Origin of the sequence: Streptococcus sp. 400_SSPC (assembly GCF_001072745.1) — a bacterium.
Taxonomy (GTDB): Bacteria; Bacillota; Bacilli; order Lactobacillales; family Streptococcaceae; genus Streptococcus; species Streptococcus xiaochunlingii.
Window position 1 is genome coordinate 19,225 of the sequence record NZ_JVIQ01000033.1, and the last position, 8,742, is coordinate 27,966.

General features: G+C 40.0%; 13 protein-coding genes. 3 read left to right on the forward strand and 10 right to left on the reverse strand.

Annotated features, from left to right (window positions below):
- Positions 1-4: 4 nt before the first annotated feature.
- The 10 genes from ADH49_RS05015 to rlmD all read right to left on the reverse strand — a co-directional run bounded on the left by ADH49_RS05015 (position 5) and on the right by rlmD (position 6,640).
- Positions 5-292, reverse strand: a complete 288-nt coding sequence (locus tag ADH49_RS05015) for a nucleotidyltransferase (RefSeq protein WP_239681819.1) — start codon at positions 290-292, stop codon at positions 5-7.
- A complete protein-coding gene (locus tag ADH49_RS05020; RefSeq protein ID WP_048690391.1) occupies positions 285-695 on the reverse strand; it encodes a hypothetical protein in 411 nt (136 codons plus the stop codon). Before ADH49_RS05020 ends, ADH49_RS05015 begins: the two co-directional genes overlap by 8 nt.
- 1 nt (position 696) lies before the next feature.
- On the reverse strand, positions 697-1,587 hold the full coding sequence (locus ADH49_RS05025) for an SMEK domain-containing protein (protein WP_048690392.1): 891 nt from the start codon (positions 1,585-1,587) through the stop codon (positions 697-699).
- Complete coding sequence (locus ADH49_RS05030; RefSeq protein ID WP_048690413.1) at positions 1,574-2,146, reverse strand: GNAT family N-acetyltransferase; 573 nt, start codon at positions 2,144-2,146, stop codon at positions 1,574-1,576. The genes ADH49_RS05025 and ADH49_RS05030 overlap by 14 nt, the downstream gene beginning before the upstream one ends.
- Before the next feature lie 259 nt (positions 2,147-2,405).
- On the reverse strand, positions 2,406-2,753 hold the full coding sequence (locus ADH49_RS05035; RefSeq protein WP_048690393.1) for a helix-hairpin-helix domain-containing protein: 348 nt from the start codon (positions 2,751-2,753) through the stop codon (positions 2,406-2,408).
- 181 nt (positions 2,754-2,934) lie between these two features.
- Positions 2,935-3,189 (reverse strand): DUF1912 family protein, encoded by a 255-nt coding sequence (locus ADH49_RS05040; RefSeq protein WP_006596820.1) that lies wholly within the window; start codon positions 3,187-3,189, stop codon positions 2,935-2,937.
- A gap of 2 nt (positions 3,190-3,191) precedes the next feature.
- Positions 3,192-4,538 carry a DUF438 domain-containing protein gene (locus ADH49_RS05045; protein ID WP_048690394.1) on the reverse strand — a complete coding sequence of 449 codons (1,347 nt, stop codon included), beginning with the start codon at positions 4,536-4,538 and terminating at the stop codon, positions 3,192-3,194.
- Positions 4,538-4,771, reverse strand: coding sequence for a DUF1858 domain-containing protein (locus ADH49_RS05050; RefSeq protein WP_048690396.1), 234 nt, complete (start codon positions 4,769-4,771; stop codon positions 4,538-4,540). Before ADH49_RS05050 ends, ADH49_RS05045 begins: the two co-directional genes overlap by 1 nt.
- Positions 4,772-4,814: 43 nt before the next feature.
- Positions 4,815-5,267, reverse strand: a complete 453-nt coding sequence (locus ADH49_RS05055) for a cytidine deaminase family protein (RefSeq protein WP_048690397.1) — start codon at positions 5,265-5,267, stop codon at positions 4,815-4,817.
- 17 nt (positions 5,268-5,284) lie between these two features.
- Positions 5,285-6,640, reverse strand: a complete 1,356-nt coding sequence (gene rlmD / locus ADH49_RS05060; protein ID WP_048690399.1) for a 23S rRNA (uracil(1939)-C(5))-methyltransferase RlmD — start codon at positions 6,638-6,640, stop codon at positions 5,285-5,287.
- A 158-nt stretch (positions 6,641-6,798) separates the two neighbouring features.
- Here rlmD and recX point away from each other — a divergent pair, with 158 nt between their 5' ends.
- The 3 genes from recX to ADH49_RS05075 all read left to right on the forward strand — a co-directional run bounded on the left by recX (position 6,799) and on the right by ADH49_RS05075 (position 8,611).
- Positions 6,799-7,575, forward strand: a complete 777-nt coding sequence (gene recX / locus ADH49_RS05065; protein WP_048690401.1) for a recombination regulator RecX — start codon at positions 6,799-6,801, stop codon at positions 7,573-7,575.
- Positions 7,576-7,660: 85 nt separating this feature from the next.
- On the forward strand, positions 7,661-8,194 hold the full coding sequence (locus ADH49_RS05070) for a nucleoside tri-diphosphate phosphatase (RefSeq protein ID WP_006596828.1): 534 nt from the start codon (positions 7,661-7,663) through the stop codon (positions 8,192-8,194).
- Between the two features lie 99 nt (positions 8,195-8,293).
- The gene (locus ADH49_RS05075) at positions 8,294-8,611 is read left to right on the forward strand and encodes a DUF960 domain-containing protein (protein WP_048690403.1); all 318 of its coding nucleotides are present in this window, start codon (positions 8,294-8,296) and stop codon (positions 8,609-8,611) included.
- Positions 8,612-8,742: the final 131 nt, after the last annotated feature.

The window sequence follows — 8,742 nt, forward strand, 5'->3', positions numbered from 1 at the left end:
CTCCTTAATATATTCTTGAACAATGTATTTGTTCTAAAAAATTTATTTCTTTTTCTTCGTTTTCTGACAAAACAGTGATATCAATATTTTTATGATACTGATTATACAGATAATCTGTAATATTTCTTTTTAACATTAAGAGTTCTCTTTGATTGTTTTTTTCACTATTGGTATATATTAACAATAAATCAATATCGTTGAAAAATTTATTCTCTAAGGAAGAGCCAAAATGATAAAGTTCAAACCGAATCTTCACATTTAATATTCTTTTTAATTCTATATCATCAATCAAACTTATAACCACGTTCCCCGTAAAGCCTCTTACCATCTTTTTTATCAATCCCAGTATAATATTGAGATGGATCTAGAAAGTTTAATGCACCCATAAATTCACGAAATGTAAATAACCCAAATTGATTTTCTAGAGCATATTTTTTTGCTTCGGATGTATAGCTATTCCACATGCTAATAGTTACTAAAGCATCAAAACCTTCATTAATTTTTTCAACAACATCATTAATTGATACAGTATACTTATTAGTTAGCCATACTAGATATATATTACCATTTCCAAGAACTAGTTTGTAAACAAAATCTTCCATTTTTTCATAATAGACAATATTAGAATGTCTTCTTAAATTTTGTTCAAAATAAAGAACCGACTCTGGTCTTGGTACGTCACTATAATTCACCATATTATTTTACTCCTTGATTACTAACAATCTGTTCCAACATCTTAGGAAATTCTTCTGGAAATGGTTCATAGGCACTTGAATCTAATCTATCTTCATTATTTTGTTCAAATGATTTTACATTTAATTCAAACTTATGAAATAATGACTTTTCTTCCCGACTAAAAAGCAACTTATGTTGTTGATATATATTTAATATTTTCTTGTTATTGTCAATAATTTCCATCTTGGATTCACACCATCTTTTAAATGATGCCTCGCTCATTGGACTATTTAAAGCAACGTCTGACTTTGGACCATACTTATAAAATATTTGGCTATTTTCATCTAAAATTTCAAGTATCATTTCTGATATTTCCATTTTTGAAATACTATTATTTACTTTATTTTCTTTAGTTAGATAACTTCTAACAATATCAAGTATCTTATCTTGAGTATTTGGATTTAAATCTTGATAGTATTTTATTAAATCATCTGTCAGAAGAATATTCGTGTTAGGATTAAAACTTAGTTGTGGAATACAGTTATATTTTCCTTTTTTTATATTACTATTTTGTTTGCCAACAAAAACAAAATAAAGCTCAAATCCTTTATAATCATCTTTCAATAATTCTTTTTTGGAAATTGTACTATGTATTTTTTGATTCTCACATGTACAAGAAACTTGCACAAGGATATTATTAGATTTATCAATTAAATCAATTGCTTCAAAGTTAGCATGAGCTATGTTTAAATTTTTTAATTCCCAAGAAAACAATTTATTCAAAATTTCTTTATAAAATGACTCAGCTAATACAGCATTATCAAGTAAATTAAGCTTTGCTCTTTTCTCAATAATCTCATTTAAATCTCTTAATGCTAATATGAATTCATCAATATTATCACTTGTATTCATATATTCTCTCCCACTCACTCTTCAGCAAGCCATATATCAGACTATCACAGCGATTGCCTTGGATATCTTTGCGGTCTCTTATGCGAGCTTCAAGGGTGAAGCCAAGCTTCTCGGCGACTCGTTGACTTTGGACATTGTAACCAAAGCAGACCAGTTCTATCTTGTGAAGATCCAGTTCTTTGAAAGCTAGATCAATCAAAGCTCGCGCCGCTTCGGGTACATAGCCTCGGCCCCAATAGTCTGGGTGTAAGGTATAGCCAATCTCCAATACATCGTCTTCGTGGCGATGGTTGAAATCAACAGAGCCGATGATCTTATCCGTCCCTTTGACCACAATGCCGTAACCAGCTGGAAGATTGTCCTTTTGATTGCGCTCGGGAAGGATATGTTCTAGGTAATAAATCTCATCTTCCAAGGTCTTGACGGGTGGAAAGCCTGCTGGGTAAGAGACTTCTGGACAACTGGCATAGTCAAAGATATCCTCAGCATCCGCCACGGTACGGACGCGCAAGACAAGTCGCTCAGTCTCTATTTGTTCCGGTAATGTAGCTCTTGTCATCTTCATCCCTCGCTATCTACAAAAAAATCGCCCCTGCCATCAATCTGACAGGGACGAATGTGTTTATCCGCGGTACCACCCAATTTCGGGCTCTTGCCCGCAACTTTGTTTATTTCATTTTCATCCATTAGCTACCAGTTTTGACACATTTGTGGACTTCTCAGCACCGCCACTTTCTGTAAAATGTGGGATTCAAAACACCTCTAACAGGTTCATTTTATCAAGTTTTCCTGGAAATAGCAAGAAATCACAAAAGAGATTATTTAAATTTAACGCCTAGTTCTTGCAATTTTTTGATGGTTGCTGGGCCGATTCCTTTAAGGGCCAACAACTCTTTTTCTGTCCAGTTTGCGAAGTCCGCAACAGAGCGAATACCTTCATCATAGAATGTTTGCGCACGATCAAGGGCTACACCATCCAAGCTTGCAGCGAATTCTTCCACTGAAGAAGCTGCTTGTTTCACTTCTTTCGCTACAGCTTTTGCTGCTTTCTCAACCTTTTTAGGTGCCTCTTTAACAGCTGCTCCTACAGTTGCAACAGCTTTTTTCAAAAGATGTCTATTTTGATGTTTGTATTGTTTCGCACGATTGACGTTCTTCTTTGCCATTTTTCCTCCTACGTATCCAGTGATCAATCCCTAAGGCAACAAGGTTTCATCACCAATATTACTTTCGATAATTCGTTGACGTCTGTTCAACTTTTTTATTGTAACACAATCCCTCGAAAAATCAAGTCATTGCGCTATTTTCAGCCAAATCCAGCTAGTCAAAGGCCTTCACAGAGATCCTTTAATAGGTTCTCTCTCCAAACAAGCCATCTGGAAGATCGTGGAAACCTTTCCCTTCGTGGTAGTTGGCAAACTTACCTTGCAAGAATTGATAGGCATCCAAGCGACTCTCGTAGCGGATCATGGCTTCCTTGGCCCGCTCGTCCTGATCCTCTTCATAGACCTTCTTGCTTTCTGTCAGGGCCATCTCATTGATCATGACCTGGGTCTTGATCCAAGCCTCAAATTCTTTCATAAATTCTTTTTCGTAACTCATTCTTACTCCAATCCTCTATAAAATTCACTATCGATCTCCCGATAGGGTTGGATATCCTGGACATATTCCAAGACACCTTGAAATTCTCCCGCTTTATCGCGCACTGCAGCATAGGTCACATGGACAAATTTCCCACGTGATTCTGATTTGAACCACATTTCGTACTTGTCTTTTTTCCCTTCTCGAAGCCCCTGTACGATGGCTTTGACCTTCTCCAAGTATTTTGGCGGGTGACACAGTTCGACATTGCGTCCTACCTGCGACGGTGTCCGTTTGAAAATCATCTCCTCAAAAGGCGCTGCATCATTGTAATATTGGAAAATATCATCCTTATTAACAAAGGTGATCTCCATCGGCAGATGGTTCAAGATCAGATTCGCCTGCTCCACAGAGAGGAAGCCATGGCCAAAAGCTTGTGGTTGCTGGCGATCGAAGCTCTCTTCTTTTTTCTTAGGCCTAAAAGTAATGGTCAGTTGTCCCTCAGGAGTCTCAATGACTTGGCTTTGCTCGCTTCCATTTGAAGAAAGAAGGACTTCACCTGAACCTTCTGTCTCAATTACTCCTTCTTCCTTAAAGTCCACGCGTTTCGGCACCCATTTCTCACTCGGAATGATGATGGCATAACCATAAGCATCACTTTCTTCCGCGATGGAGAGCCAATCATCCTGAGTGAAGGCATCCAGCAAAATCATCAAGAGGATTGACTCTTCCTTGAAGATCATGGCCTCAAACTCTTGCGCAAAGGCCTCAAAGCGTTCCTTGACTTCTGAGATAGGAGAATCAGGCAGGTCTTTGGCTACGTCCAAAGCTTTCGCAAAAAGTTCTCGAATCTGGTCGTCTACTCCCCACATGACTTTGGGAGGGGAATCATGACCATAGCGCTCCATAATGGGAAACATCAACTCTTCCTTCCGGCGGTAATGGCGATCAAATTGACCCACCAAGCCCAACTGACGCAACAAGCCTTTCTGAATCTCCTGGATCATCTCAGGATCCTCCGTCGTCTCATAATTATCCAGCAAACGGCGGACCCGCATCATAGCGGCCCGAAGGGCCAGGTTTTCCTGTTTAAAGATCTGAACCGGATGGCCTGGATGGTCTGTATCTGCCACTTCGACCCCTTGTACAGCGTTCTTAAAGAGATTGGCATGGACATCGCACAGCTCCATGACATCCTCAAAGGTGATGCCTGCATCGGAGTTCATCAGCTCATGCTCCATGAGGGAAATCTCAATCGCAGACACCCCGCTAAAGGTCGCATCAAAGCGCTCTTGGACCGATTCAGGAGAAGCACCATGATGCAGGTCTAATAAGATGTCTCTTAAGACATGAATTCGTTCATCACTCATTAGTCTAGCCCCACTACTTCATAGCCATTGGCCTCTAGCGTTCGTACAATCTTGTCCATAGGAGTGCCTTCAAATTTTGATCCTTGTTTTAAGGAAACCTTGCGCCCAACTGTATTGCGCATGATGGGATTGGCTAAGGGTTTAAAGCCCAACTCCACCAACAAATCCAACACTTCCGGATGTTGATCAATGACTTGAGCAACTGGAATCGATACATCAATTTTATTGTCCATCTCTCACTCTCACATTTCTTCTCTCATCTAAGCTCTTGGGAAACTAATACTCCTCCTGGGAAAGCTCTTCGGCCCTCTGATTGGCCCGTTCTTCTCCCCACCAAAAGGGCATCAACTCTCCCAGAGTAATAGTCTTCCGACTCTCATAATCGACCATAAACTCCAACTGGCTATTAGCTGGATCAAGTTCCATTAAGAACTCTCGACAAGCCCCACAAGGCATTCCAGAGCCACCGCCATAAGGTGGTCGATCTCGGAAGGCTAAAATTCGTTTTACCTTGGTTTGACCAGATGCTTGGTACATATTAAAGAGAGCCGCTCGTTCCGCACACAAATGGAAGAATCCACAGGTCCCTTCCATACAAAAGCCTGTAAAAATTTGTCCGTCCTCTGCCTCAATAGCTGCAACCACGTGTTGCGCATAGACAAAATCAGATACTTCATGGGGACGGTAGAGGGCCTTGGCCTTTTTATACATGATTTCCCAAATATCCATTGTTGATTCCTGTTCTATTAAGCTTTCTTGACTAACTTCACCACAGCCTCTGTCCGAGCTGTATGGGGAAACATATCTACTGACTGGATGTAGACAACATCATACACCTTGGTCAAGTCTACAAGATCTCGTGCTAAGGTCGAAACATTACAAGAGACGTAGACCATCTTTTGAGGAGCATAGCGCAACAAGGTATCAATCAATTGAACGCCAAGTCCTGTCCGTGGTGGATCCACAATGACTGCATCTGCTCGATAGCCTTCTTTGTACCAGCGAGGGATGATTTCCTCAGCTGTCCCAGCTTCGTAGTGGGTGTTATCAAATCCCATCTGCTTAGCATTGTATTTGGCATCCTCAATCGCTTCAGGGATAATGTCCATCCCCCGTACACTCTTTACCTTGTCCGCAAAGGCGAAACCAATGGTCCCAACCCCGCAGTATGCATCAATCAAATGATCCTCTGGTGATACATCTAAGGCCTTCACAGCCTCACTATAGAGGACTTCGGTTTGCTCAGGATTTAACTGGTAAAAGGCACGAGGAGACAAGGAAAATTCATAATCCAAGACCCCTTCTCGAATGGTCTCCTGTCCCCAAATAATCTGTGTCTTCTCCCCATAAATCTCGCTTGATTTAGAAGTGTTCAGATTGACTGCCACCGTTACAATTTCAGGATATTTTTCTACTAGGTCTGCGACCAAGTCTGTTAAATTGAGTTGCCGACTCGTCACCACGATCATTTGGACCTGACCAGACTTGCGAGCCCGACGCACCATAATGGTTCGAACCCCCAATTGCTTCCGATCATCTGAAATTGGAATCTGGTAGTAGGTCAATAGCTCCGCTACATGATTAGCAATTTCCTGAATGACCGGATCCTGGACCAGACAGTCCCTTAATTCCACCAAATAATGGGAATTTTGAGCGTATAAACCAGCCTTAACCTGCCCCTTAAATTTACGCGTCTGAAATTGGAGCTTAGCCCGATAATACTGAGGTTTTTTCATCCCAAGCGTCGGATGAATTAGATAATTTTCATAGCCTTTAGGAGCATATTTTTTCAAAGCCTGCTGCAATAAGTCTGTTTTGAACTCCAACTGCTTGCTGTACTTCAGATGCATGATTTGGCAGCCCCCACAGGTCTCATAAATATCACAGGTTGGCGTTACCCGATACTTGGAAGCCTTATTGACGGACAAGAGCTTGGCTTCTGCAAAATTCTTCCGAATCGCCGTAATTTGGCAAAAGACATCTTCACCCTTTAAAGCCCCAGGCACAAAGACCAAGGTCTTCTTGTAAAAGCCAATCCCTTCTCCATTAATTCCCATTCGCTTGATTTTCAAAGGAATTCTTTGTTTAACTTTTAGATTCATATGTCTATTATACCATGTAGTTTCTCATTCGTTTAGAATATGATAGAATTGAAAAGAAAAACAAGGAATCAGGGACCATTTCTCAAAAATACTACGAATAATATAGAGAGAAGGACTGATCATTTACCATCATAAAACTCAAACGAAACAGGAATCCTATGAAAATCACCAAATTAGAAAAGAAAAAACGTCTCTACCTTCTAGAGCTGGATCAAGCCCAATCCCTCTACATTACAGAAGACACCATCGTCCGCTTCATGCTCTCACGAGACAAGGAAATTAGCCAGGAAGAACTCAAGGAAATCCAAACCTTTGCCCAGCTCTCCCATGCTAAAAATTTAGCCCTCTACCACCTTTCCTTTAAAGCCCGTACAGGCCGCGAAGTTCGCGACTACTTAGCCAAGCATGAAATTGACGAATCTACCATTGAAACCGTCATGAACACCCTAAAAGAAGACAAATGGATCGATGACTTGGCCTATACTCGTGCTATCTTTCAATCCAATCACCTCTCAGGTGACAAGGGACCCTATCTCCTCAAGCAAAAGCTCATTCAAAAAGGTGTCTCTTCCCACTATATTAATCAGATTACCTCAGAATTTGATTTTTCCGAAGTAGCTCAACGAGCTGCCCAAAAACTAGCTAAACAATACGTTAAAAAACTTCCACCAAGAGCCTTAAAAGATAAAATCACACAAACTCTCATCAATAAAGGCTTTAGTTATGAAGTTGCTAAGAACGTCTATCACCAATTAGACATCGAGCAAGATGAAGAACAAACTCTCGACCTGATTATGAAGGAACTAGAAAAACAGCATCAGAAATACTCACGAAAATATGAGGGCTACGAACTCAAACAACGCCTCACCCAAGCTCTTGCTCGCAAAGGCTATGACTACTCTGACATTTCTACAGCTCTTCGAGAATTCCTTTAAATAAAAATACATGAAAATCCCTTATTTTCATGAAAATATGATACAATATAGAGGATGTACTTAGATTGTAGAAAGTTGGTAAGTTATGAAACTACCTAAAGAAGGCGACTTTATTACAATTCAAAGTTATAAACATGATGGAAGTCTCCACCGAACCTGGCGGGACACCATGGTACTAAAAACTACGGAAAACGCACTTATCGGCGTCAATGATCATACTCTCGTCACAGAGAGCGATGGTAGAAGATGGATTACAAGAGAGCCAGCAATTGTCTACTTTCATAAGAAGTACTGGTTCAATATCATCGCTATGATACGAGATAATGAAGTATCCTATTATTGTAATCTTGCCAGTCCATATTATATGGACCAAGAAGCACTAAAGTATATAGATTATGATCTTGATGTCAAAGTCTTCCCAGATGGTGATAAGAAACTGCTGGACGTAGAAGAATACGAACAGCACAAACGCAAAATGAACTATTCAGATGACATTGACTTTATCCTAAAAGAAAATGTCAAAATCCTTGTAGACTGGATTAACAACCAGTTAGGTCCATTCTCTGAGGAATACATTAAAATTTGGTACAACCGTTATGTTGAACTGCGAAATAAATAAAGTTGGAAAGAGCGAAAGCTCTTTTTTTCGAACTTAATACTTGCAATATCCAAGTAAAACAAGTACTATGTACTTAATAAAAATAGGAAGGGAAACACTATGGCGTTTACAAATACAAGAGGTCGCTATGCAAGTTTTGGTGTCATGACCAGCTTACCAGATGATATTATCGATAGTTTCTGGTATGTCATTGATAACTATCTCAAACACGTTTACCCCTTAAATTCTGTTTTAAAATTTGAACTGATCAATCGCAAAGGAAAAACAACCCTTCGCTTCAGTCAAAAAGACTTCCCCCTAGAAATCGCTGTTGATTTCCTTATTCCTTTCGACCCTTACTACCCAAGGCAAGTCAGAATCGTTGATAACAAAGGACGAGAAACCATCATGCTAATTGACGAATACCAACTATTATAACGAAAAAAGGCCTGATGGCCTTTTTTTGTTATAACAAAATAAAAAAGGTCACACGACCTTTCTACAGTATCGGGAAGACAGGATTCGAACCTGCGACACCTTGGTCCCAAACCAAGTACTCTACCAAGCTG

Bases quoted from the DNA above. Each gene is read 5' to 3' on its own strand.
- ADH49_RS05030 (WP_048690413.1), bottom strand. From the start codon at position 2,146: ATGACAAGAGCTACATTACCGGAACAAATAGAGACTGAGCGACTTGTC.
- ADH49_RS05055 (WP_048690397.1), bottom strand. From the start codon at position 5,267: ATGGATATTTGGGAAATCATGTATAAAAAGGCCAAGGCCCTCTACCGT.
- ADH49_RS05050 (WP_048690396.1), bottom strand. From the start codon at position 4,771: ATGGACAATAAAATTGATGTATCGATTCCAGTTGCTCAAGTCATTGAT.
- ADH49_RS05040 (WP_006596820.1), bottom strand. From the start codon at position 3,189: ATGAGTTACGAAAAAGAATTTATGAAAGAATTTGAGGCTTGGATCAAG.
- ADH49_RS05070 (WP_006596828.1), top strand. From the start codon at position 7,661: ATGAAACTACCTAAAGAAGGCGACTTTATTACAATTCAAAGTTATAAA.
- ADH49_RS05045 (WP_048690394.1), bottom strand. From the start codon at position 4,538: ATGAGTGATGAACGAATTCATGTCTTAAGAGACATCTTATTAGACCTG.
- ADH49_RS05025 (WP_048690392.1), bottom strand. From the start codon at position 1,587: ATGAATACAAGTGATAATATTGATGAATTCATATTAGCATTAAGAGAT.
- ADH49_RS05020 (WP_048690391.1), bottom strand. From the start codon at position 695: ATGGTGAATTATAGTGACGTACCAAGACCAGAGTCGGTTCTTTATTTT.
- recX (WP_048690401.1), top strand. From the start codon at position 6,799: ATGAAAATCACCAAATTAGAAAAGAAAAAACGTCTCTACCTTCTAGAG.
- ADH49_RS05075 (WP_048690403.1), top strand. From the start codon at position 8,294: ATGGCGTTTACAAATACAAGAGGTCGCTATGCAAGTTTTGGTGTCATG.
- rlmD (WP_048690399.1), bottom strand. From the start codon at position 6,640: ATGAATCTAAAAGTTAAACAAAGAATTCCTTTGAAAATCAAGCGAATG.
- ADH49_RS05035 (WP_048690393.1), bottom strand. From the start codon at position 2,753: ATGGCAAAGAAGAACGTCAATCGTGCGAAACAATACAAACATCAAAAT.